Source organism: Novosphingopyxis sp. (assembly GCF_965218915.1).
GTDB lineage: Bacteria > Pseudomonadota > Alphaproteobacteria > Sphingomonadales > Sphingomonadaceae > Novosphingopyxis.
The window spans coordinates 1,416,012-1,438,596 of record NZ_OZ244708.1 but is presented as its reverse complement, the minus strand read 5'-3'; the positions used below and the strand labels follow the sequence as shown (position 1 = coordinate 1,438,596).

The 22,585-nt window shown below is 66.1% G+C and carries 18 protein-coding genes and 1 riboswitch; all 18 genes read right to left on the bottom strand.

Features of this window, described 5'->3' with window-relative positions:
* Positions 1-163: 163 nt before the first annotated feature.
* A riboswitch (glycine riboswitch) is annotated at positions 164-256 on the bottom strand.
* Positions 257-304: 48 nt separating this feature from the next.
* Entirely contained in the window at positions 305-1,465 is a 1,161-nt protein-coding gene (locus ACOQPC_RS06605) for a deoxyguanosinetriphosphate triphosphohydrolase (protein WP_420607844.1), read from the bottom strand.
* A 4-nt stretch (positions 1,466-1,469) separates the two neighbouring features.
* Positions 1,470-3,533 carry a tetratricopeptide repeat protein gene (locus ACOQPC_RS06600; RefSeq protein WP_420607843.1) on the bottom strand — a complete coding sequence of 688 codons (2,064 nt, stop codon included), beginning with the start codon at positions 3,531-3,533 and terminating at the stop codon, positions 1,470-1,472.
* Positions 3,534-3,642: 109 nt separating this feature from the next.
* Positions 3,643-5,196, bottom strand: a complete 1,554-nt coding sequence (gene ftsZ / locus ACOQPC_RS06595; protein ID WP_420607842.1) for a cell division protein FtsZ — start codon at positions 5,194-5,196, stop codon at positions 3,643-3,645.
* Between the two features lie 107 nt (positions 5,197-5,303).
* The gene (gene ftsA / locus ACOQPC_RS06590) at positions 5,304-6,569 is read right to left on the bottom strand and encodes a cell division protein FtsA (RefSeq protein WP_420607841.1); all 1,266 of its coding nucleotides are present in this window, start codon (positions 6,567-6,569) and stop codon (positions 5,304-5,306) included.
* Complete coding sequence (locus ACOQPC_RS06585; protein ID WP_420607840.1) at positions 6,569-7,510, bottom strand: cell division protein FtsQ/DivIB; 942 nt, start codon at positions 7,508-7,510, stop codon at positions 6,569-6,571. The genes ftsA and ACOQPC_RS06585 overlap by 1 nt, the downstream gene beginning before the upstream one ends.
* Complete coding sequence (locus ACOQPC_RS06580) at positions 7,507-8,457, bottom strand: D-alanine--D-alanine ligase (protein WP_420607839.1); 951 nt, start codon at positions 8,455-8,457, stop codon at positions 7,507-7,509. The genes ACOQPC_RS06585 and ACOQPC_RS06580 overlap by 4 nt, the downstream gene beginning before the upstream one ends.
* A 154-nt stretch (positions 8,458-8,611) precedes the next feature.
* The gene (gene murB, locus ACOQPC_RS06575) at positions 8,612-9,511 is read right to left on the bottom strand and encodes a UDP-N-acetylmuramate dehydrogenase (protein WP_420607838.1); all 900 of its coding nucleotides are present in this window, start codon (positions 9,509-9,511) and stop codon (positions 8,612-8,614) included.
* Positions 9,504-10,934 (bottom strand): UDP-N-acetylmuramate--L-alanine ligase, encoded by a 1,431-nt coding sequence (gene murC, locus ACOQPC_RS06570; protein ID WP_420607837.1) that lies wholly within the window; start codon positions 10,932-10,934, stop codon positions 9,504-9,506. The genes murB and murC overlap by 8 nt, the downstream gene beginning before the upstream one ends.
* On the bottom strand, positions 10,934-12,118 hold the full coding sequence (gene murG, locus ACOQPC_RS06565; RefSeq protein WP_420607836.1) for an undecaprenyldiphospho-muramoylpentapeptide beta-N-acetylglucosaminyltransferase: 1,185 nt from the start codon (positions 12,116-12,118) through the stop codon (positions 10,934-10,936). Before murG ends, murC begins: the two co-directional genes overlap by 1 nt.
* Positions 12,115-13,338, bottom strand: a complete 1,224-nt coding sequence (locus ACOQPC_RS06560) for an FtsW/RodA/SpoVE family cell cycle protein (RefSeq protein ID WP_420607835.1) — start codon at positions 13,336-13,338, stop codon at positions 12,115-12,117. The genes murG and ACOQPC_RS06560 overlap by 4 nt, the downstream gene beginning before the upstream one ends.
* Entirely contained in the window at positions 13,331-14,644 is a 1,314-nt protein-coding gene (gene murD / locus ACOQPC_RS06555; RefSeq protein WP_420607834.1) for a UDP-N-acetylmuramoyl-L-alanine--D-glutamate ligase, read from the bottom strand. Before murD ends, ACOQPC_RS06560 begins: the two co-directional genes overlap by 8 nt.
* Positions 14,641-15,711, bottom strand: a complete 1,071-nt coding sequence (gene mraY / locus ACOQPC_RS06550; protein WP_420607833.1) for a phospho-N-acetylmuramoyl-pentapeptide-transferase — start codon at positions 15,709-15,711, stop codon at positions 14,641-14,643. Before mraY ends, murD begins: the two co-directional genes overlap by 4 nt.
* The gene (locus ACOQPC_RS06545; protein WP_420607832.1) at positions 15,712-17,097 is read right to left on the bottom strand and encodes a UDP-N-acetylmuramoyl-tripeptide--D-alanyl-D-alanine ligase; all 1,386 of its coding nucleotides are present in this window, start codon (positions 17,095-17,097) and stop codon (positions 15,712-15,714) included. It abuts the gene before it with no gap.
* A complete protein-coding gene (locus ACOQPC_RS06540; RefSeq protein ID WP_420607831.1) occupies positions 17,094-18,521 on the bottom strand; it encodes a UDP-N-acetylmuramoyl-L-alanyl-D-glutamate--2,6-diaminopimelate ligase in 1,428 nt (475 codons plus the stop codon). Before ACOQPC_RS06540 ends, ACOQPC_RS06545 begins: the two co-directional genes overlap by 4 nt.
* Positions 18,521-20,215: a peptidoglycan D,D-transpeptidase FtsI family protein gene (locus ACOQPC_RS06535; protein WP_420607830.1), complete on the bottom strand. Its 1,695-nt coding sequence runs from the start codon at positions 20,213-20,215 to the stop codon at positions 18,521-18,523. The genes ACOQPC_RS06540 and ACOQPC_RS06535 overlap by 1 nt, the downstream gene beginning before the upstream one ends.
* On the bottom strand, positions 20,212-20,856 hold the full coding sequence (locus ACOQPC_RS06530) for a hypothetical protein (RefSeq protein ID WP_420607829.1): 645 nt from the start codon (positions 20,854-20,856) through the stop codon (positions 20,212-20,214). Before ACOQPC_RS06530 ends, ACOQPC_RS06535 begins: the two co-directional genes overlap by 4 nt.
* Positions 20,853-21,806, bottom strand: coding sequence for a 16S rRNA (cytosine(1402)-N(4))-methyltransferase RsmH (rsmH, locus tag ACOQPC_RS06525; protein ID WP_420607828.1), 954 nt, complete (start codon positions 21,804-21,806; stop codon positions 20,853-20,855). The genes ACOQPC_RS06530 and rsmH overlap by 4 nt, the downstream gene beginning before the upstream one ends.
* Positions 21,803-22,294 (bottom strand): division/cell wall cluster transcriptional repressor MraZ, encoded by a 492-nt coding sequence (locus tag ACOQPC_RS06520; protein WP_420607827.1) that lies wholly within the window; start codon positions 22,292-22,294, stop codon positions 21,803-21,805. The genes rsmH and ACOQPC_RS06520 overlap by 4 nt, the downstream gene beginning before the upstream one ends.
* Positions 22,295-22,585: the final 291 nt, after the last annotated feature.

Genomic DNA, 22,585 nt, shown 5'->3' with positions numbered 1-22,585 from the left:
TTGAAATAAGGGGTCAATCGCAGACGCGCGGGATGGGCTCCCGACCACGCCTGCCCCCTCTGTCACGGAACCTGAGAGCTTTCGCGGGCGGCATTGGCCTGTCCCGCTTACCCCTTCGGTGGCGCGCGTGCCGCTGGCCCGCGTGCGCTTTCCAGAGTGCCTATGCCCCGATACGGTCCGACTGACCTGAGAGATTCCGGGGCGGTTGCTCCTTCGGTGACCGGGCCTGTGCCCGATGCTCTCCCGTATCGACGCCCGCTATAAGCGGCAGCAGCGCAGGGATTGGCGCAAGCACGGGATTGAGTCAATCGCGGCCAGACGGCTTATCCCCGAAAATTTGGGCGTGCTGCGTTTCGGCAAAGCGGTCGGTCATTCCCGCCAGATAGTCCGCGATATGTCGGCTGCGCCCGGGTTCAGCGGCGGGCAGCGCGTGCTTCCACTCGCCGGTCATCAGCGAGGGATTGTTTTGATAGGCCGTGAACAAATCCGCCACGATCGCCTGCGCCGCAGCGGCGGCCTCGCGCTGCGATTCGTGATGATAGAGATTGTCATACATGAATGTCTTCAGCGCCCGCTCGCGCCCGCGCATTTCATCCGAGAACAGCGCGAGCGCCCGGCCCGCGCCGCGTATGTCGCCCACCGTCTCGACACGGCTTTCGTCGATATTGGCGCGCGTCTGCTCGATCACATCATTGACCATCGCTCCGATCTGCTGGCGCACCAGCTCGGACACCAACCGGGCGGGCGGAACATCGGCGAATTTGGCGCGAATCGCGGCCCAGCGCTCGGCCACGAACGGCAGTTCGGTAAGCTGATCGATCGTCAATATCCCGGCGCGGATGCCGTCATCGATATCGTGATTGTCATAGGCGATATCGTCGGCGATCGCGGCGACCTGCGCCTCCAGCGACGGCCAGCGGGTAAGATCGAGCATGAAAGCGGCGTCCGCCTCGGCGAGCGCCCAGTTCGGCGCGGTCACCGGCCCATTATGCTTGGCCAAACCCTCCAGCAGCTCCCAGCTTAGGTTGAGGCCGTTCCAGCGCGGATAGGAACGCTCCAGCTGCGTCAGCACGCGGATGGTGTGGGCGTTGTGATCGAAGCCGCCATGCGCGAACAACGCCTCCTGCAGCGCGTCTTCCCCGGCATGGCCGAAGGGCGGATGGCCGATATCGTGCGCCAGGCACAACGCCTCGGTCAGGTCCTCGTTCAGCCCGAGCGCGCGCACGATGGTACGGCCGATCTGCGCCACTTCTAGGCTGTGGGTCAGCCGCACGCGGTAATGATCGCCGTCCGGCGAGATGAATACCTGCGTCTTGTGGCGCAGCCGCCGGAACGCGATCGAATGGACGATGCGGTCCCGGTCGCGCTGGAACACATCGCGCGGACCGCGCAGCAGCCCGCCCTCCTCGGCATGAAGCCGGCCGCGGCTCTGCGCCGGATCGCTCGCAAAGCTGGCACTCGCCATCGGTTCAGCGAAGCGGCGCGACCGCCGTGCCGGCTTCGCTGTTCCAAGCGAAGCCCGCGCCGCCCGCCTCTACATATTTGCCGAGCCAGTCGCGCGCCGCACCGAGGCTGTCGAACGGTCCGACCAGCAGGCGCTGCTGTGTGCGCCACGGCGAGGTCCAGCCCTTCTGACCCTTGAACAGCTCGGTCTTGCCGCGCGCCAGCCTACGATATTCGCTGTTCATCACATCGCTCGCGCCGGTGGCGATCTGCACCCAGTTGCGCGCGGGCTCATCCTTGGCGGAGGCGGTTTTGGCGGACGCGGCATCGGCTTTCACGGCTTTGGTCGGCTGCTGGGAAACCGCGGCAGCGGCATCGAGCGGTTTGGCGCCTTTGGGCAATGTCGTGACGGAGAAGGGCGATGCCTCGGCCGTCTCCTCCTGTGCCGGGGCAAGCGGCTTGGCGTCCTTATATTGTTCGAGCCGGGCGAGATCGACCGCGAACACATTGCCTTGCTTTTCCTCGGGCGGGATATCGATCGCCCGGACGATCGCCCCGAGGCTGGGCACCGCATCGGCGGATGTGGACCGGCTTGCCGTGGCGGAAGGCACAGTCGCCGCGCTGGCGGGAGGACCGAATTGCGGCGCTGCGGGCGTAGGCACGCCGGCGGCGATCGATGCCGCGACAATCGGTTTGTCATCGGGCGCAACGGCGGCTGACGACGACGCCGACATGGAGGCGGGCGCTTGTGCGGCGGTAAATTGCTGCAAGACCTCCGGGTTACCGAGCGTCTCGAACCCCGGGCCGATATCCGCGGCGGCAGTCGCGGCGTCGCCCGGCACATCATTGGCCGCAACCGCCTGCTGCGCAGCGACCGGAACCGGCGGTGAGGCGGCAGCAAGTTCAGTGGCGGTCGACATGGAGGAGGAGGGCGGCACGGCCGATGTCACTTGCCGCTCGGCGAAGCCGGCGAACGGCGGCGATACAGCGGGCAGCTCGTCCTGCGGGGCCGGCGCTGCCGCGGCGATCTGCACCGTTCCGCCCGAAACCGCGCTCGCCGCAGGAACGCTGGCGGCGGCGGCGTTTTGCGCGGCGACCTGCGTGGCCGGAGCCTGCACGGCGGCGCGGCTGGCCTGTGCGGCCGCGCGCCGTGCGGAACGGTCCGGGCGTTCGGTCGGCATGCGCATGGCGCGGGCCTGGCGAGTGCTGCCCGCCGCCGGGTCCGCTCTCGCCTGACTGCGGCGGCCGAGCGGTTCGCCGGCCGGGATTAGGCCCTGGTCCTGCGTGCCGGTCGCGGCGCGCCCGACATAGCCGCGCGCGGCGATGGCGCGCACCGCCTCGCTGTCACGCCCGACCTGCGCCTCGGCCGGGAAATGCCCGTAATGAATCACCGCGGCCTGCTGCGCCCTGGTGAGATCGCGCATGCGTTCGAGATAGGCCTGCATCGCCGTGGTCGAGCGCGCGTCGAGGAAACCGCGCACGATCCGCGTCGCCTCCCGCACATCGCCATTGGCGGCGAGGATGAATGCGCGCGCGCGCCAGGCCGGCGGTTTGTTCTGCGACAGCAGCGGGTTGAGCAGGGCATCGGCGCGTTTCTGGTCGCCGGACAGGCCGAAGGACACCGCTTGCCGGATGATCAGATCGTCGGTGCTGACCGCCGTCGAACCGAGCGCATATTCGGTCTGCGCGAGAGCGTTGTTGCCGACGAGATCATAAGCTAGCCCGCGATCGGCGGCGATCGAGCGCTCGTTGACGCCCAGGGCGATCGCCTGATCGTAAAGCTTAAGCGCCTCGACCGGATTCTCGCTGTAGAGCTGCGCCGTGCCGAGCCCGGCCTTGACCCGGCCGCTAGACGGCTGCAGCGCCTCGGCCCGGGTGAAAAACCCCAGCGCGCTGCCATAATCGCGCAGGATCAGGGCGGCGTTGCCCGCATCGAGCAGCGCATCGGTATCGGTCGGGGCCTTGGCGAGCCGTTCGATCGCGTGGCGAAGCTCGCTGGCAGCGGCCTGGTCTCCGCCGTAATTCTGTGCCGGCGATGGCGCCGACGCCGCCGCGATCGCCACCGCCGCCGAAATCATTAATGTTCTCATGTGACGCTGTATCGCGCGTTGCGGCGCGCCATGCAAATCATCCCGGGCGCTAAGACGACGGAGCGACGGGCGCACCGGCTGAACCGCTGCGCCCGCCTGACGTCCGAGGTCAGCGCTGGTTGTTCTGGCGACCCAGGAAACGCGGGATGTTGAGCGGATCGCCATCCTCCCCATCCGATTCGTCTGCGGCTTCGTCCTTGCCGAGGCCGCGCGACAGATTGGACATTCGCTCGAACAGGGTGCCGCCACCGCTGGCGATGCGCGGAGCGGGCCTGGTCGGGGCATCGGCCTTTTCGGCGGAACCGGGTTTCAACGTCGGGCGGCTTTCGAGGTCCTTATCGGCCTCCGGCGCGGTCCCGCCGCTGAGTTCCAGCGTGTCCTCTTCGGGGGAAGCTTCGGCGGATACCGGTTCGTCCTTGTGTCCGAACCGGGGCTTGCGCTGAAATGGCGGCGGTGCAGGCTGGGGCTTGGGCGCCTCGATCTCGGCTGCTTCGGATTCCTCCACGGCTGCAGCCTCGGGCAGGTCGAGCGGCTCCGCTGGCCTCGCGTCCTCATCTGGCTGCGGAATATCGGCAATCGTCTCGTCCTCGGGCAAGGCGCTTTCCTCCTTGATCACCGGTTCGGGCGCGGCTTGGGGAGCGGGGCGCGAGGCCGGAAAGGCGAAGCCCCGGCTCGGCGCGGCGCTGTGCGACGCGCCGTCGGTATCGATCCCGGTGGCGACCACCGACACGCGAATCTTGCCTTCGAGATTCTCGTTAAACGCCGAGCCCCAGATGATGTTCGCGTCCGGATCGACCAGCTCGCGAATATGGTTCGCCGCCTCGTCGACCTCCATCAGGCGCATGTCCTCGCCGCCGGTAATCGAGACGATGACGCCCTTGGCGCCCTGCATCGATACGCCGTCGAGCAGCGGGTTGGCGATGGCCTTTTCGGCGGCCTCGAGCGCGCGTCCGTCACCCTCGGCCTCGCCGGTGCCCATCATCGCCTTGCCCATCTCGTGCATCACCGAACGGACGTCGGCGAAATCGAGGTTGATGAGGCCGGGCATGACCATCAGGTCGGTGATCCCGCGCACGCCCTGCTGCAGCACTTCGTCGGCCAGCAGGAACGCTTCCTTGAAGGTGGTGTTCGGGTTGGCGACCAGAAACAGGTTCTGGTTGGGAATGACGATCAGCGTGTCGACGTTCTTCTGGAGTTCGTCGATTCCGGCATCGGCCGAGCGCATGCGGCGCGTGCCCTCGAACGTGAACGGCTTGGTCACCACGCCGACGGTGAGGATGTTCATCTCGCGCGCGGCCTGCGCTATCACCGGCGCGGCGCCGGTGCCGGTGCCGCCGCCCATGCCGGCCGCGATGAAGCACATATGCGCGCCGTCGAGCGCGGCCTTGACCTGGTCCAACGTCTCCTCGGCGGCGGCGCGGCCGACCTCGGGGCGCGATCCCGCGCCGAGCCCCTGCGTGATGTCCGGCCCGAGCTGGATGCGATGCTCGGCGACCGAACTGTTGAGCGACTGCGCATCGGTGTTGGCGACGATGAAATCGACGCCCTCGACATTGGCGGCGATCATGTTGGCGATGGCGTTGCCGCCCGCGCCGCCCACGCCGATCACGGCGATCTTCGGCTTCAACTCATCCACGGAGGGCGGTCCGATATTGATACTCATCGATTTAATCCCCTCGGCCGTGACGGCCATGTAATGACATTGCTGTTACTTGGCATAAAAGCACCTCGCCCGCATCCCCTTATTAACCCTGACGCGAAGCGCCACCCCTAAAAATTGGCGCGAAAGGCGTGGACAAGTCGCTTGACCAGTCCGGGCGAGGCATAGCGGTGGCTTTCCTGCGTCACCGCGCTGAGCGAGCGCAGGTCCAGCGGTTCATTGACGGCATACAGGATCAGCCCCGCCAGCGTCCCGAAGGCGGGGCCGGCATGCGCCTCGGGCAGGCCCCGGAGCCCGGCGGGTTTGCCGATGCGCACCGTACGGCCCAGCGCCGACTGCGCATAATCGGCCAGACCCTTCAGCTCCGCGCCGCCGCCGGTCAGCACCACCTGCCGCCCGACCGGGCCGGAAAAGCCGAGCTCCTTGAGCGCGGTGCGAATCTCGCCGATCAGATGGTCCAGCCGCTGGCGGATCACGCCGTTGAGCTGCGCCTTGGTGATGCGCCCGCCCTCGGCTTCCTCGTCGTCGGACTGCGCGGCGCGCTCGACATCGATCACATCATGATTGTCGCGCGGATTGGTGAGCGCCGAGCCGTGGAAGCATTTCATGCGCTCGGCCTGCATCCGGCGGATACCGAACGCGCTGGCGATGTCGTCGGTAATATCCGCCGCGCCATAAGGGATGGTGCACAGATCGAGCAGCATGCCACCCGCGAACAGAGCGACATTGGTGACCGACGCGCCCATTTCGACCAGCGCCACGCCCAGCTCGCGCTCCTCCTCGGTCAGCACGGCCATGCCCGCGGCGATCGGCGCGGCGACCACCGCGTCGACCTCGAGATGCGCGGCGCGCACCGTCATGTCGATATTGCGCACCGGCGCGGGATCGCCGAGCAGCACATGGATATCGACGCTGAGCTGGTCGGCGTGCAGCCCCTTGGGATTGCGAATGCCCTCCACACCGTCGAGCGTGTAGAGCGCTGGCTGGGCGTGAAGAATCAGCTTGCCTTCGGGGTCGATCCCCTGGCGGCCGCTGTCGAGCAGATAGTCGATATGCTCCTGCCCCACGCGGTGGCCGGACAGGTCTACCTCCATGGTGGTGACGCGGCTGGTGAGCCCGCCCGCGCTGAACGCGACATGCACCCGGTCGATGTTGACGCCAGCCATGCGCTCGGCCTGCTCGACCGCGGTGCGCACCGCGAGTTCCGCCGCCTGCACGTCGGTGACGTAGCCGCGCTTGACCCCGCGGCTCTCACGCTGGCCGGTGCCGAGCACGGTCAGCTTGCCCTCCTCGGTCACGCCCGCGATCAATGCGGACACTTTCGACGATCCGATATCCAGCGCGGTGATCAACCGCTCAACCTTTGGTGTGGCCATCAGCCCTTCTCCCCGTTGGAGCCAGCGGCCCCCGCCTCACCCGTAACCACTTGTGCGGACAATCCCGAGTCCGGGCGCGGGCGCAGATAGCCCTTGGTCGGATCGCGGAAATCGAAATAGATATAGCGGTCGCCGAGCAGCCGGTTGACCCCGTCCATCTTGGCGAACTTTATCAACGCCTCGGCGGAAACGTCGCGGCCCTCGGGCAGCGCCAGCGTCTCGCCGGTCTTGAAGTTGAGGTTCCAGCGGCGATTGCCGATCCATTCGGCCCCGGCGATCCGCGGCTTCAGCGCGGGCGCGGCGCTCAGCAGATCGGCCAGCGCGACCGCCTTGCGGTTGGCGTCCGGACCGACCAGCATCGGCAGATTGGGTTTATGCTCAGAACTGATCTCTTCAAGCACATGACCCTCGGCATCGATCAGCGCGAGCGCATCGCCATGGCTCCAGACGGCGGCGGGCTGGCGCTCCTTGATCTCCACCACCAAGGTATCGGGCAGGCGGCGCGAAACCCGCGCCTCGCCGATCCAGCCATATTGCATCAAATCCTGGCGGATGCGCGACACATCGACCAGCGGCATGGCGCGGTCCTTTTCGGCCAGCACCAGATCATAGACCTTGAGCTCGTCGACCCGCCTGATCCCGCTGACCTCGACATTCTTCACCTCGAACCCGGCTTTGGAGGCGAGATGGGCATATTGGGCGTGCGCCTCGGTCGTCATTCCGGTGAGGTTGGCGGTAACGATCAGACCGATCGCGACGATCCCGACGATCGCCCAGGTCAGCACGCGCTGCATCTGGGTCTGCGTGAACGGCAGCGCCTTGATCAGCTTGTCGAGCGCGGAGACGCGCTTGACCTTGCGCGATCCGGTCTGGCGTTTGCGCGCCTTGACCGGCGTGGCTCCGCGCTTGATGCTCGACTTGGAGGTCGGCGCGCGGCTCATGCGAGCGCCTCCGTCACGCTGCTGTTTTGGAGCGCCTCCCTCACGATGCGTTCCACCAGTTCGGCATAATCGATGCCCGCCACCTTGGCCTGTTCGGGCACCAGGCTGAACGGTGTCATGCCGGGCTGGGTGTTGACTTCCAGCAGGTACAAACCATCGCGGCCACGCTCGTCGTCCCAGCGGAAATCGGAACGCGACGGGCCTTTGCAGCCGAGAATGCGGTGCGCGCTCAACGCCAGTTCTTCACAATAATCGGCGATGTCCTGCGGAATATCCGCCGGGCATATATGCTGCGTCATCCCTTCGGTATATTTAGCGTCGTAATCGTAAAAGCCGCTCGAGGTGACCAGTTCGGTGACCATCAGCGGCGCGCCGCCGACCACCGCCGTGGTCAGCTCGCGGCCCTTGATGAAGGGCTCGGCCAGCAGCGTATCGAATTCCTGCCACGGCCCGGCGACATCACGGCCGATGGGATTGCCGTAATTGCCCTCCGCCCGGACGATGGCGACGCCGACCGAGCTGCCCTCATTGACCGGTTTCAGCACATAGGGGCGTGGGAACGGATCGGCGCTGTAGAGGCTCTCGCAATCCACGATCTTGCCGTCGGGCATCGGGATGCCATGCGGCAGCAGCTCGTTCTTGGTTAGCTGCTTATCGATCGCGATGACCGATGTGGTCATGCCGCTGTGGGTATAGGGGAACTGCATCAGATCGAGCATGCCCTGCACGCGCCCGTCCTCGCCCGGTGTGCCGTGCAGCGCGTTGAACACGACGTCGGGGCGCACGCCCGCGATCACCGCGGCGACATTGCGATCCATGTCGATCCGCGTGACCGTGTGCCCACGTGATTCCAGCGCCTCAGCCACGCCCTTGCCGCTCATCAGCGACACTTCGCGCTCGGCGGACCATCCGCCCATCAGGACGGCGACATGCAGGGATTTGGTCATAGATCCTTCCCGTTCATGGGGAGGGGGACCGCGATGCGAAGCATCGTGGTGGAGGGGAGGCGCGGGCACGAACGAGGCTCGATCCGGAGAGCCCCCTCCGTCAGCGCTTCGCGCTGCCACCTCCCCGTGAACGGGGAGGATTTTGCCAATGCCATCATTCCGCCCTCCCGACACGCTGGATTTCCCATTCGAGATCGATGCCGCTGTCGGCCTTGACGCGGCGCCGCACTTCCTCGCCCAGCGCTTCGATATCCGCGCTGGTCGCCTCACCTGTGTTGAGCAGGAAATTGGTGTGCTTTTCGCTGACCTGCGCATCGCCGATCATCAGCCCGCGGCACCCGGCCTTGTCGACCAGCGCCCAGGCCTTTTCGCCCGGCGGATTCTTGAAGGTGGAGCCGCCGGTGCGGCTGCGCAGCGGCTGCGATGCCTCGCGCTCGTCGGCGATGCGGTCCATCTTCGCGCCGATTTCGGTGGGATCGCCGGGCGTGCCCTCGAACAGCGCCTCGACCACGATCGCGCCCTTCGGCAGCGCGCTGTGGCGATAGGTGAAGGCGAAGCGTTTGGCGGGCCAAGTTTCCACCGTTCCATCGCGCAAAATCACGCTGGCTTCGATCAATATGTCCGCAACCTCGCGGCCATAGGCGCCCGCGTTCATCCGCACCGCGCCGCCCGCCGTGCCGGGAATGCCGCGCAGGAATTCGAGGCCCGCGATCCCGGCATCACGCGCCGCGCTGGCCACGCTGATCCCCATTGCCGCCGCGCCCGCGCGCACGCGGGTTTCGCCCTCGATCACCACCTTGCCCATTGCCTTGGGGAGCCGCACGACCACGCCGGGCACGCCGCCGTCGCGCACGATCAGGTTGGAGCCGACGCCGACCGGCATGACCGGGATGGCTGGATCGAGATCGGCCAGAAAGCGTGACAGATCGGCCGCGCTGTCCGGACGCGCCAGCCAGTCGGCCGGGCCGCCGGTGCGGAACCAGATGAAGTCGGCGAGGCTGCCTTTTCGGGTAAGCTTGCCGTTCAGCGCGGGCATGGTCGCTGTCTCAGACATGCGCCCGCTCCAGCCGGTCGGTGATCGCGGAGGCCAGTTCGGCGGCCCAGACGGTGATGTCGCCCGCGCCCAGACACACGATCATGTCGCCGGGCCGCACGATCCCGGCCAGCTTTGCCGCAAGCTGCGTCTCGTCCTCGACCAGTTGCACGTCGCGGTGCCCGCGATCGCGTGTTCCGGCGACCAAGGCAGCGGAGTCCACGCCGTCGATCGGGCTCTCGTTGGCGGCGTAGACCGGCGTGATCAGCACCGCGTCGGCGTCGTTGAAACTGCTCTGGAAGGCGTCCATATGGTCCGCCAGCCGCGTGTAGCGATGCGGCTGCATCACCGCGATCACCTTGCCTTCCGCGCCCTCGCGCGCGGCGCTCAGCACCGCGCGGATTTCGACCGGATGGTGGCCGTAATCGTCGATCACGATCACGTCGCCGCCGTCCATCTCGATCGTGCCGACCTTGGTGAAGCGCCGCCGCACGCCGGTGAACTGTTCGAACCCCTTCGCGATCGCGCCGTCGTCCATCTCCATCTCGACCGCGACGGCCACCGCGGCGAGCGCGTTCTGGACATTGTGGCGGCCGGACATCGGCAGATCGATATCCTGCACCTGGCGCACCGCGCCGCCCTGCTGGCGGATCGCCACGTCGAACCGGTTGCCGCCGGGATAGGGCCGCACATTCTCGCCGCGCACATCGGCTTGCGCGCTGAACCCGTAGGTCACCGTGCGCCGGTCGCGGATCTTGGGCAGGATCGCCTGCACCTCGTCATGATCGACGCACAGGATCGCCGCGCCGTAGAAGGGGACGTTCTCGATGAACTCGACGAACGCCGCCTTGATCGCGTCGAAATCGCCATAATGATCGAGATGCTCGGGATCGATATTGGTGACGATCGCATAGGTGCCGTCGAGCCGCAGGAAGCTGCCGTCGCTCTCGTCGGCCTCCACCACCATCCAGTCGCCCCCGCCGATCCGCGCGTTGGAGCCGTAGCGGTTGATGATGCCGCCGTTGATCACGGTCGGGTCGATCCCGCCGGCGTCGAGCAGGCAGGCGACCAGCGACGTGGTGGTGGTCTTGCCATGCGTGCCCGCAACGGCGACGCAATATTTGAGGCGCATCAGCTCGGCCAGCATCTCGGCGCGGCGTACCACCGGGATCCGCGCGTCGATCGCGGCGCGAACCTCGGGATTGTCGCGCTTCACCGCCGTCGAGATCACCACGACCGCGGCGCCCGCGACGTTCCCGGGCGCATGGCCGATGGCGACGGGGATGCCGATCGAGCGCAGCCGCTTGACCGTCGAGCCGTCCGAAATGTCCGAACCCTGCACGGCATAGCCGAGATCGCTCATCACCTCGGCGATGCCCGACATGCCGATGCCTCCGATACCGACGAAATGGACCGTCCCGATATCCCTCGGCACTTCGCGCATCAGCCGGCGTCCCTGGCAAAGGCGGGACCGGCCACTGCACCGCCGCGCGCGGGCGCGCTACTCTTGACCTTCATTGGTTCGACCAGCGGCGCGCCGCCGAAGCTTTCGACCAGATCGGCAAGCTCCTGCACCGCCTTGGGCCGCCCGCAGCTTCGGGCCGCGCGCGCCGCGTTTTCCAGACTGCCGGGCTTCAGCGCCATCTTCTGTATCTGCTTGGCGACCTCCTTGGGCGTGAAGCGCGTCTGCGCGATCGAACGCGCGCCGCCCGCTGCGACCATCTCGCGCACGTTATAGCTCTGATGATCGTCGGTCGCGATCGGCAGCGGCACCAGGATCGCGGGCCGGCCGGCGGCGGTCAGCTCGGCGATGGTCGAGGCGCCCGCGCGTCCGATGACGAGATGCGCCCAGCCCAGCCTATCGGGCAGATCGGGCAGATAGGTGGCGAGCTCCGCCGGAATCTCGTTTTCTGCATAATCGGCGCGCACCTGCTCGATATCCTCGGCGCGGCATTGCTGCGTCACCTGCAAACGGCGGCGCAGCGGCGGCGGCAGCATGGCGAGCGCCTTGGGCACGACGTCGGACAGCACGGTCGCGCCCTGGCTGCCGCCGGTCACCAGCACACGGAAGATGCCGTCCTCGAACAGCGGTGGAAACGGCTCCTCGCGGATCGCCAATACTTCCTCGCGCACCGGATTGCCGACCAGATGGACCTTGGCCTTCTGGCCATCGGGCAGACGCTTGATATCGGGATAGCTGGTGGCGATGGCGTTCACCTTGCGCGCGGCCAGCCGGTTGACGCGGCCAAGCACGGCATTCTGTTCGTGGATCACGGTGGGGATATCGTCCGCGAACGCTCCGAGCAGCGCGGGAAATGCAGGGTAGCCGCCGAAGCCGACCACGCTGGTCGGGCGGAAGGTGGAATAGAGCTGGCGCGCCATCGCCCGGCCCTTCCAGATCGCGCTCAGCGCGCCGGGCCAGCTCAGCGGGTTCCTGGTCAGGCGTCCGGCGGGCAGCACATGAATCTCGGCATCGTCGAAGATGCCGGGAATCCTGGCACCGCGTTCGTCGGTGACCAAGGCCACGCGGTGGCCGCGCTGTTCGAGTTCCCGGGCCAGCGCGTGCGCGGGGACCATATGTCCGCCGGTGCCGCCGGCGGCGAGGACGAAATGTTTCGTGATGCTCATCCCCGCGCGCCCTTCATGATATAGCGCGAGCGGTCAAGATAGGGGTTGCGCTTGGTGAAGGCGAGCAGCAGCCCCGTACCCACCCCGATCGCGATCAGCGAGGATCCGCCATAGCTGATGAACGGCAGGGTCATGCCCTTGGACGGGAACAGCTGCAGGTTCACCGCCATGTTGATCAGCGCCTGTCCGCCAAATTGCGCGACCAGCCCGGTGGCGGCGAGAATGACGAAACGATCTTCCTCGTCGAGCAACCGAACCAGCACGCGGATGATGATCGCCAGGAACACCATGGCGATGGCGATGCAGGGCAGGATGCCGAACTCCTCGCCGATCACCGAGAAGATATAATCGGTATGCGCCTCGGGCAGATGAAATTTTTCGACGCCGAGACCGGGACCGACACCGATCAGCCCGCCCGCGGTGATCGTGCGGTAGGCGAGCATGATCTGATCGTTGGTCTCGCCGCCGAACAGCCAGGTGTCGATCCGCTGCGTGGCGACGGGATAGAAGACATAGGCCGCGAGCAGCAGCGCGAGACCGCCGATCACCAGCCCGGCCAGCAGGCGCACGGACAATCCTCCCACCAGCATCAGCGTGAACCAGATGCCGCAGAAGATGATCGTCTGGCCGAGATCGGGCTGGTTCATCAGCAGAAGGGCAATCAATCCGGTAATGCCCAGCGTCAGCGGGATCACCGGGATATGGGGCTCCTTCGCCTTCCAACTCAGGATCCAGGCCATGGTGACGGCGTAAAAGGGCTTGAGGAATTCGCTCGGCTGCAGTTTCGCGAACCCATGGCCGATCCAGCGCTTCGATCCGTTCACCTCACCGCCCAAGATCGGCACCAGCAGCAGCAACACGAAGAAGATGGCAAAAGCGATGATCGCGAAGCGCCGCGCCTCTTCCTTGGGCAGCATCGAAACCAGCAGCATGATGGGGACCGCGAGCGTCACCCACATCAGCTGTCGATAGAAGAAATAGAGCGGATCGAGCGTGACGCTGCTGCTCGACAGCCGCTGCGCGGTGGCGGGCGAGGCCGCGGCGACTGCGAGAAGACCGATCGCGATCAGCACCACGATCAGGCTCAGCAGCACCCGGTCCAGCTCCCAGAACCACACGCCGATGGCCGAACGGTCGGCGCGGCCGAGCCGGTTTTCCATCGTCTCGCGCCCGCGCGCGGCGATGGCGCCGGCCAGCTGCTTGGGTCCATGCTCAGCCATTCGCGCCCCCCGCATAGATGGATACCGCCTCGCGGAAACACTCCCCGCGCGCCTCGAAATCGCGAAACTGGTCGAAGCTGGCGCAGGCCGGCGACAGCAGCACAGTGTCGCCCGGCTCGGCGTCGCGCACGGCCCGGCGCACGGCGGTGGTCAGCATCTCGCTTTCGTCCACTTCCATATATTGCGCAAGCTGGCGCGCGTAGACGGGGCCGGCATCGCCGATCGTATAAGCCTTGACGACATGGCCGAAATTGGGCGCGCATTCGTCGAGATTGTCGTCCTTGGGCAGGCCGCCGACGATCCAGCGGATGCGGTCGAACGCAGCCAGCGCGGGCGCGGTGGAAGCCGGATTGGTCGCCTTGCTGTCGTTGACGAAAGATACGCCGTCATGCTCGCCCAGCCGCTCGAGCCGATGCGGCAGGCCGCGGAAGCTGGCGAGCGCGCGGTCGATTGTTTCGTTCTCGACGCCCAGCGCCTCGCACACCGCGATCGCCGCCAGCGCGTTCTGCGCGTTGTGCGGCCCCTGGAGCGAGGGCCAGCGCGACTGGTCCATGCACACGCCCGGCGCGATCTTGGTGATCCGGCGCGAGGGACGCTTGAGGTTGCGGGCGATAAGCGCGGACGGCGTGTCGCCGATACCGATCACCGCCTCGCCCTCGCCATGCTGCATCTCGAACAAACGCGCCTTGGACGCGGCATAGGCTTCGAAGCCGGCATAACGATCGAGATGGTCGGGCGTGATGTTGAGCAGCACCGCGATGTCGCAAGCGAGGCTCTGGGTAAGGTCAATCTGGTAGCTCGACAGTTCGAGCACATAGACGCCCTCGCCTGCCTGATTGGGTTGCAGCGGATCGCGCGAGAGGATCGGCAGGCCGATATTGCCCGCCATCAGGCTGGGGCGCCCGGCGGACTTCAGGATGTGATCGACCAGCGCGGTGGTGGTCGACTTGCCGTTGGTGCCGGTGATGCCGACCACCTTGTGCGGCGGCAGGCTGGCGCGCGCCTGCGCGAACAGCTCGACATCGCCGATGATCGGCAGGCCTGCGTCGCGCGCCCTGGCGGCGATCGGGTTGCTGCCCAGCGGCACGCCGGGCGAAACCACGATCGCATCGAAGCGCGCAAGGTCCGCCTCCATCAGATCGTCGATCTCCGCCTTGCCTTCCGCCCGCGCTCTGGCGTCGGGCTGACCGTCCCAGGCGGTCACCTTTGCCCCGCTCGCCACCAACGCGTTCAGCGCCGCCATGCCGGATCGCGCCAGCCCGAGCAGCGCATAATGCTTGTCCGAAAAGGCGGGGCTGGTGATCATCTGAGCTTCAACGTCGAAAGTCCTGCCAGCGCGAGCACCAGGCTGACGATCCAGAAGCGGATCACCACCGTCGGCTCGGACCAGCCCAATTGTTCGAAATGATGGTGTATCGGCGCCATCTTGAACACCCGCTTGCCGGTGCGCTTGAAGAAGAACACCTGAATGATGACCGACAGCGCCTCGATCACGAACAGCCCGCCGACCACGCCGAGCACCAACTCGTGATGCACCGACACCGCCAGCGCGCCGAGCGCGCCGCCCAATGCCAGGCTGCCGGTATCGCCCATGAACACCGCGGCCGGAGGCGCGTTGTACCACAGGAATGCTAGCCCCGCACCGATGATCGCCCCGCATAATATGGTGAGTTCGCCCGCGCCCGGCACATGCGGAATGCCCAGATAATTGGCGTAGATCGCGTTGCCGACCAGATAGACGATGATGAAGAACGCCACCGCCGCGATCACCACCGGCATGGTGGCAAGGCCGTCCAGCCCGTCGGTGAGGTTCACCGCATTGCCCGCGCCGACCATCACGAACATGGCGAAGACGATGTAGAACCAGCCGAGATCGATCGAAACGCCGCTCAGAAACGGCAGATAGAGATGCGTGCCGTTCTGATCGGTGATCAACCATGCGGCGACCCCGGCGACCGCGAACTCGGCGAGCAACCGGACGCGTCCGGGAACGCCCTTGTGGCTGGATTTCGAGACCTTGTCGTAATCGTCGAGGAAGCCGATGATGGCGAAGCCGAAAGTGACGAACAGGCAGGCCCAGACATAGATATTGCGCAGGTCCATCCACAGGAGCACCGCCACCGCCATCGAGGACAGGATGAGCAGCCCGCCCATGGTTGGGGTGCCGACCTTGGCGAGATGCGTCTGCGGGCCATCTAATCGGATCGGCTGGCCCTTACCCTGCCGCATGCGCAGCATAAGGATGAAGCGGGGGCCGATGATGAGGCCCAGCAGCAACGCCGTCGCCACCGCCGCGCCCGAGCGGACGCTCTGATAGCGCAGCAGGTTGAACGGTCCTTCGAAATCGAACCATTCGGCGAGCAAGTAGAACATTCAGTTTTCTCCGTCGACGAAGGAGCTCACCAGCCTGGAAAGTCCCACGGAGTTGGAACCCTTCACGAGCACGGCCTCGCCGCCCTTGATATGCGCACGCAGAAGCTCGGTCGCCTCCGCGGCGGTTTCGCAATGGGCGAAGCGGGCCGGTCCCTCAAGCCCGGTCCCCAGCTTTTCCACCAGATTTTCGAACTCGGGGCCGACGAAAATCGCCTCATCGACTTGTGCCGCGGCCAGAAGCGGCGCGATATCAGCGTGATAGCCCGCTGACTTTTCGCCCAGCTCCTTCATCGCGCCGAGCACCGCGACGCGCCGTTCGTGGGGGGTGTTTGCCAACCCCTCGATCGCGGCGCGCATCGAAGCCGGGTTGGCGTTGTAGCTTTCATCGATCAGCAGGATCGCCCCGCCCGGATGCGCGATCTGATGCCGCGCGCCGCGCCCGGCCAAGCCCGGCAATTCGGCGAGCGCAAGCCCGGCCGAAGCGAGATCGCCGCCAACCGCCTCGACCGCGGCGAGCACCGCCAGCGAGTTGGCGACGATATGGCGGCCCGGCTGCGATATACGGTAGCATAGCATGGCACCGCCGACACGGGCTGTGACCAGCGATCCGCCTGGACGATCCAGCGTTTCGGCGGCGCGCACATCGGCCTCCTCATGGAAGCCGAAGCTGACGATCGTGGCGCCATGCTGCATCGCGGCGTCGCGCAGCAATTGGAAATGCGGGCTATCGCGCGGGATGATCGCGGTGCCGCCATCGCTCAAACCTTCGAATATCTCCGACTTGGCGCGCGCAATGGCGGTTTCGTCGGGGAAGAATTCGACATGGGCGGGGGCGATGGTGGTGACGATGGCGACATCCGGTCGCACCAATTGCGTTAAGTCGGACAATTCGCCGGGATGGTTCATGCCCATCTCAAAGATGCCAAAGGCGGTGCCGCGTGGCATACGCGCGAGGCTCAGCGGCACCCCGACATGGTTGTTATAGCTTTTGAGCGAGCGATGCGACTGACCGCGCGAGGATCGGTCCAGTGCGGCGAACAGCATTTCCTTGGTGCCGGTTTTTCCCGCCGATCCGGTAACACCGATGATTTTCGCATTGGCGCGGGCGAGCGAAGCACGGCCCAATGCGCGCAGCGCCTCGGCCGTATCAGCAACCCGCACATGCGGATGGCCAACCGCACGCTCGGTCACAGCGCCAGCAGCGCCATTGGCGAATGCACCGTCCAGGAATTTGTGGCCGTCGGTCATCTCGCCGGAAAGCGCAACGAACAGATCCCCCGTGCTCACTTCACGCGAGTCGAACGCGACGCCGTCCACCGCGAAATCGCCATGCGCCTCGCCGCCGGTCGCATCGGCAATTTCCGAAGCGGTCCAGAGCGCCGTCATGCCGCCGCCTCCCTTGCGACCTCGACATCGTCGAACGGCAGCACCCGATCGCCCACGATCTGGCCCTGTTCATGCCCCTTGCCCGCCAGCAGCACGATATCGTCCGCCTTGGCCATGGCGATGGCCACCGCAATGGCCTCGCGCCGATCGCCGATCTCGCGCGCACTGGGTGCGCCTTCAAGCACCGCCTCGCGGATCGCCGCCGGATCCTCGCCGCGCGGATTGTCGTCGGTGACGATCACATCGTCCGACAGTTTCGTGGCCATCGCGCCCATGTCCACGCGCTTGCCCGTGTCGCGGTCGCCGCCCGCGCCGAACACGGTGATGAGGCGGCCCCGGCAATGCGCGCGCAGCGCCTCGCAAGCCGCCTTGAGTGCATCGGGCGTGTGTGCGTAATCGACATAGACCGGCGCGCCCGAGCGGCTGATGACCGCACGCTCGAGCCGCCCGCGCACCGGCTGGACGCGCGGCAACAAGCCCTTGACCTCTTCCCAGTCGCCGCCGGTCGCAATGACGAGCCCGGCGGCGGTTAGCGCGTTGTTCGCCTGGTAGGCACCGATCAGCGGCAGGTTGATCCGGGACATCCGGCCCTGCACTTCAACATCGAGCGTCTGGCCGAGCTGCGTCGGCGTCTGGCCCACAAGACGTACGCCCTCGCCGCGCCGTCCCACAGTGATCCGCCTCAACGAGCGCAGTGCCACACGGTCGAACACCGCGTCGCTATGGTCGTCGTCGGTCCAGATCACTGCCGTGCCGTTTTCGTCCAGCACCTCGTCGAACAGCCGCATCTTGGCCTCGAAATAGGCGTCCATGCTGCCATGATAATCGAGATGATCGCGACTGAGATTGGTGAACGCGGCGGCACGGATCGGCAGGCCTTCGCTGCGATACTGGTCTAGCCCATGGCTGGACGCCTCGAACGCGGCATGGGTCACGCCCTCGCGCGCCAGCCCCGCCATGTTGGACAGAAAGGTGACGATGTCGGGCGAGGTCAGCCCCGTGCGGACATTTTCCGAGCCGGTGGTGATGCCCAAGGTGCCGATCGAGGCCGAGCTGTGCCCCGCCAGACGCCACAGCTGGCGGGTGAGTTCGACGGTAGAGGTCTTGCCGTTGGTGCCGGTGACCGCGACGGTCTTTTCCGGAAACGGCCGATAATATTGCGCGGCAATGCGCGCGAAGCGGCGGCGTGGGTTATCGTCGGCAATCAGTGCCGCGCCTCGGGCCGCAACGCCGGGCCGCGCGACCACACCGATCGCGCCCGCCGCGATCGCCTGAGGGATCACATCCTCGGCGTTGAACTTCTCACCCAAGAATGCGCCGAAGATATTGCCCGGGGCGACCTTGCGGTGGTCGATCGCGAAGCCGGTGACGGGCTGCAGGGCGGCTTCGCCGGAGAGATGCTCCAGAAAATCTCCCAGCCGCATCAATGGCCCCCGCCCGAGCGCCACAGCAGCGGCATCAGTTCGCTGACGTCGACGTCGCGCCGCGTGTCGGGCAGCACGCCCAGCATCGGGCCGATCCGCGGGACCAGTTTCTTGACGACCGGCGCGGCGACCCAGCCGGCCGTGCGCTGGAAGGAGGTGGCGGCGGTGCCCTGCGGCTCGTCGAGCGAAACCACCACCACGTAGCGCGGATTATCCATCGGGAACGCGGCGGCAAAGGTCGAGATGAGCGCGTTATGGGCATAGCCGCCCGCGCGCGGCTTTTCGGCCGACCCGGTCTTGCCGCCGATGCGATAGCCCTCGGCATCGGCATTGCGGCCGGTTCCGTCGAGCACGATCATACGCAGGAGCTGGCGCATGCGCGCGCTGGTCGCGGCGCTGAACACGCGGCGGCCCTCGGGTGCCTTGTCGGGGTCGATCTTGAGCAGCGTGCTCTTGCGAAAGATGCCGCCGTTGACGAGCGCGGCATAGGCGCTGGCGAGGTGCAGCGGCGTCACCGCGATGCCATGACCATAGCCGATCGTCATGGTGGTCAGCCGGCCCCAGTCGCTCGGCCAGATCGGCAGTCCCTTCTCGGCCAGTTCGATCTCCGGGCGCCGGTCGAAACCAAGGCTGCGCAGCGTGGTTTCCATGCGTTTCCGGCCGAGATCGTCGGCGATGCGCGCGGTGACGATGTTGGAGCTGTTGACCAGCGCCTCGGGCACGTTGATCCACCGGCCCATCGGATGATCGTCATGGATTTTGAAGCCCGCGATATGCAGCGGCGCGGTCGCATCGTAACGGCGCGAAAGATCGCGCACGGTACCAGCATCCAGCGCGGCGGCGACGGTGATCGGCTTGAAGGTGGAGCCCAGTTCGAACACGCTCTGCGTGACGCCATTGGCCTCGTTCTTCATGCCCGCGGCATCGAGCTTGTTGGGGTTGAAGCTGGGCAGCGAGCTCAGCGCCACGATCTCGCCGGTGTTCACGTCGAGGATTACGCCCGAGGCGCCGATCGCGTGGGTCGACGCCATGGCGTGCGACAGTTCGTTGCGAAGGGCCCCCTGCACGCGGCTGTCGATCGAGAGCGCGACCGGCTCGGCGCGCAGCGTGGGATCGGTCAGGCGGTGCTCGAGCACGCGCTCCATGCCCATCCGGCCCACGCCGCCGAGATCGGTAAAACCCAGCACATGCGCGGCCAGCTCATATTCGGGATAAAGCCGTTCGGGCTCGCGCGGAAATTCGATGCCGATTTCGCCCAGCGCGTGCACTTCGCTCACTTCGCGCGGCAGCGCGCGGCGGCGCAGATAGGTCGGCTTGTCGCCGGTCAGTTTGGCATAGAATTCGCCCGTGGGCTCATCCGGAAAAATCGCCTGCAGCGCGGCGGCGAGTTGGCGCTTGTCGCCGCGAATCTCATCGGGCTTCAGCCAGATCGCATAGGCGGCGATGGTGCGCGCCAGCGGCACGCCGTTGCGATCGACGATATCGCCGCGTTCGGGGACATAGGAAGCCGAGACGGTGCGGAAGCTTTTCTGATCCTCGAACATCGCAAAACTGGCGAGCCGCAGCACGATCAGCGCGACCGCCGCGGTGAAGATCACTACGAGGATCATCAGCCGCTGATAAGTCGACGTGCCGACCCCGCCACCATATTCACCAAGGCGCATCCGATGGGGCATGGCGGCGATCGCGGTCATTGCCTGGCCCTTTCGGCGGCGGCGCGAAGCTGGATATCGCGCAGCGCCGACGGGCCGAGCAGGCTCGATTCGAGCTTTGCCACGCGCTGTTCATGGGCAACGGTGCGCGCAACGGACGGGGTACCATTGGAAGCGCTGGCGGATGCAATCGAAGCGGCCCCGGGCTTTGGCGCCTTGGCACTCGCCTCATCGGTATCGCGCGCGGCGACTTGCGTTGCCTTCGCATCACCAGGCGCCTTGTCTTCGGCCGAACGCATGCGGCCACCATTGCCGATCGTTCCCATCGGCGCAGTGTTCAGGCCATAGCTCGCCGAAACCATGACCGGCATCTGCGGTCCCAGATCATCGCCCTGCAAATCGGCCAAGGCGCGCTCGCTGCCGAGATATTGCGAGGGGCGCGGCGCGTCGTAGCCATAAAGCAGGTCGTTCCATTTCTCGAGCTGATCGAGGCTGGCGCGGGCGCGAAGTTCGGCCTGTAAATAGCTGATTTCCTTGTGAGTCTGTACGATCTGGCTGTCGACGCGCACGAGCTTGGCGTGCATCGCGCCGACATTCAGCGACAGCGGATACAGCGAGATCGCGACCAGGAACACCAGCGCAACCCAGCCCAGACCCTGCATCCGTTTCAGACCCCTGCTCATGCCGCCTGCTCCCGCCATGGCGATGCGGTGGTGCGTTCGGCGCAACGCAGCACCGCCGAGCGCGCGCGCGGATTGCGGTCCAGTTCCTCGTTTCCGGCGCGGATTGCCTTGAAGGGCTTGGCGAAACTTGGCGCGGGCCCCTGATCCTGCACCGGCAGATGGCGCGAACCGCCCGATGCCTGCCCGCTGCGGGTGCGCAGGAACTGCTTGACGATGCGGTCCTCGAGGCTGTGAAAACTGACCACGACCAGCCGTCCGCCCGGGCGCAACAATATCTCGGCCGCGGCGAGGCCGTCGCGCAATTCGTCGAGTTCGGCGTTCACATGGATGCGGATTGCTTGAAAAGTCCGCGTCGCCGGATCCTTGGGCGCGCCCTCGCGGTGGCCCAGCGCCTTGCGCACCACCTGCGCCAGCTCGCCCGTACGCGTGAGCGGGCGCGCGGCGACGATGGCCTTGGCGATACGGCGCGATCGGCGCTCCTCGCCATAAAGATAGAGGATGTCGGCGATCTCTTCCTCGTCCGCCGCATTGAGGAAATCGGCGGCGCTGGGACCGTCCTGCCCCATGCGCATGTCGAGCGGACCGTCCGCGCGGAAGGAAAAGCCGCGCGCGGCCTCGTCCAGCTGCATCGAGGAAACGCCGATATCGAGCACGACCGCATCGACCCTCTCGATCCCCGCAGCGGCGAGCACCGAAGCCATGGCTGAAAAGCGGGCGGGGAAGAGGCTGAGACGCCCCTCGCTCCCGCCCGCCAGTTCGGCGCCCTGCGCGATTGCCGAGGGGTCGCGATCGAACGCATAGACGTTCGCCCCCTGGGCCAGGAAGGCGGCGCTATAGCCGCCGGCGCCGAAAGTACCGTCCACGATCCGTCCGCCAGGGGTAATGGCGGCGGCGCGGATGACTTCTTCGAGAAGGACCGGAACATGGGAAGGCTGAGGGGCGGCGTTCATTTGCGCTTCCTTTCCGCCTCGGCCAGGAAATATTCCGCGATCTCCTTCTGCATTTCAAAGTCCGCTTCCTGCCGCAGCAGGATCGACGGGTTCCAGATGTAGAAATTGGTGATGTTGCCGTGAAAAAATGCCTGGCCTTCCAATTTGCCGAAATGGCGCAGCATCGGCGGCATGACGAAGCGCCCGCTCGCTTCGAACCCGATTTCCATCAACGAGGAGGCGATCGGTCCGCCGGCGACCTGCCGGTCGAACTGCTCGCCGCGCTGCTGCGCATAGTCCCATTGTTTGTCGAGGTCGGTGGCAAGTCGGTCGCGTTCGGCGGTGCCGAAGCCCATCAGGCAGGGCAGATCGGGATGACGCGCAAGGCAGACGACATTGCCGTTACTGGATATCTCTACGGTCGAGCGCAGCTCGGAGGGAATCGTGCAACGGCCCTTCCCGTCGATCGTCGACAGGCCCGAGCCGCCATATACGAAGCTCCCTGCCACCGCTCGTCCCACCCTTCCTCGACGGAGCAATATGCGTCCAGCGCCGGAATCGCGCGGATCCAGCGGCGGTCTTTGCAACGGCAAAGCTGACACCCCGATTGCCATGGGCATAGCATGGGATTTCATGGGATAACAAGGGAATTTTTAGGACAAAAACGGGAATGAAATGTCAATCATTGGAATTCTCGCCAAAATTATTTCGAAACCTGTTGATCTTCCACCGACGAGTTGCTCATTTGTTCTCCTACTTATCCGTTGCCTTCGCGGGTAGTCTCTTAGTTGAATTAGCGC

Excerpts from the sequence above, each read along its gene's own strand:
- ACOQPC_RS06605 (WP_420607844.1), bottom strand. The coding sequence starts at position 1,465 with ATGGCGAGTGCCAGCTTTGCGAGCGATCCGGCGCAGAGCCGCGGCCGG.
- ACOQPC_RS06600 (WP_420607843.1), bottom strand. The coding sequence starts at position 3,533 with ATGAGAACATTAATGATTTCGGCGGCGGTGGCGATCGCGGCGGCGTCG.
- ftsZ (WP_420607842.1), bottom strand. The coding sequence starts at position 5,196 with ATGAGTATCAATATCGGACCGCCCTCCGTGGATGAGTTGAAGCCGAAG.
- ftsA (WP_420607841.1), bottom strand. The coding sequence starts at position 6,569 with ATGGCCACACCAAAGGTTGAGCGGTTGATCACCGCGCTGGATATCGGA.
- ACOQPC_RS06585 (WP_420607840.1), bottom strand. The coding sequence starts at position 7,510 with ATGAGCCGCGCGCCGACCTCCAAGTCGAGCATCAAGCGCGGAGCCACG.
- ACOQPC_RS06580 (WP_420607839.1), bottom strand. The coding sequence starts at position 8,457 with ATGACCAAATCCCTGCATGTCGCCGTCCTGATGGGCGGATGGTCCGCC.
- murB (WP_420607838.1), bottom strand. The coding sequence starts at position 9,511 with ATGTCTGAGACAGCGACCATGCCCGCGCTGAACGGCAAGCTTACCCGA.
- murC (WP_420607837.1), bottom strand. The coding sequence starts at position 10,934 with ATGCGCGAAGTGCCGAGGGATATCGGGACGGTCCATTTCGTCGGTATC.
- murG (WP_420607836.1), bottom strand. The coding sequence starts at position 12,118 with ATGAGCATCACGAAACATTTCGTCCTCGCCGCCGGCGGCACCGGCGGA.
- ACOQPC_RS06560 (WP_420607835.1), bottom strand. The coding sequence starts at position 13,338 with ATGGCTGAGCATGGACCCAAGCAGCTGGCCGGCGCCATCGCCGCGCGC.
- murD (WP_420607834.1), bottom strand. The coding sequence starts at position 14,644 with ATGATCACCAGCCCCGCCTTTTCGGACAAGCATTATGCGCTGCTCGGG.
- mraY (WP_420607833.1), bottom strand. The coding sequence starts at position 15,711 with ATGTTCTACTTGCTCGCCGAATGGTTCGATTTCGAAGGACCGTTCAAC.
- ACOQPC_RS06545 (WP_420607832.1), bottom strand. The coding sequence starts at position 17,097 with ATGACGGCGCTCTGGACCGCTTCGGAAATTGCCGATGCGACCGGCGGC.
- ACOQPC_RS06540 (WP_420607831.1), bottom strand. The coding sequence starts at position 18,521 with ATGCGGCTGGGAGATTTTCTGGAGCATCTCTCCGGCGAAGCCGCCCTG.
- ACOQPC_RS06535 (WP_420607830.1), bottom strand. The coding sequence starts at position 20,215 with ATGACCGCGATCGCCGCCATGCCCCATCGGATGCGCCTTGGTGAATAT.
- ACOQPC_RS06530 (WP_420607829.1), bottom strand. The coding sequence starts at position 20,856 with ATGAGCAGGGGTCTGAAACGGATGCAGGGTCTGGGCTGGGTTGCGCTG.
- rsmH (WP_420607828.1), bottom strand. The coding sequence starts at position 21,806 with ATGAACGCCGCCCCTCAGCCTTCCCATGTTCCGGTCCTTCTCGAAGAA.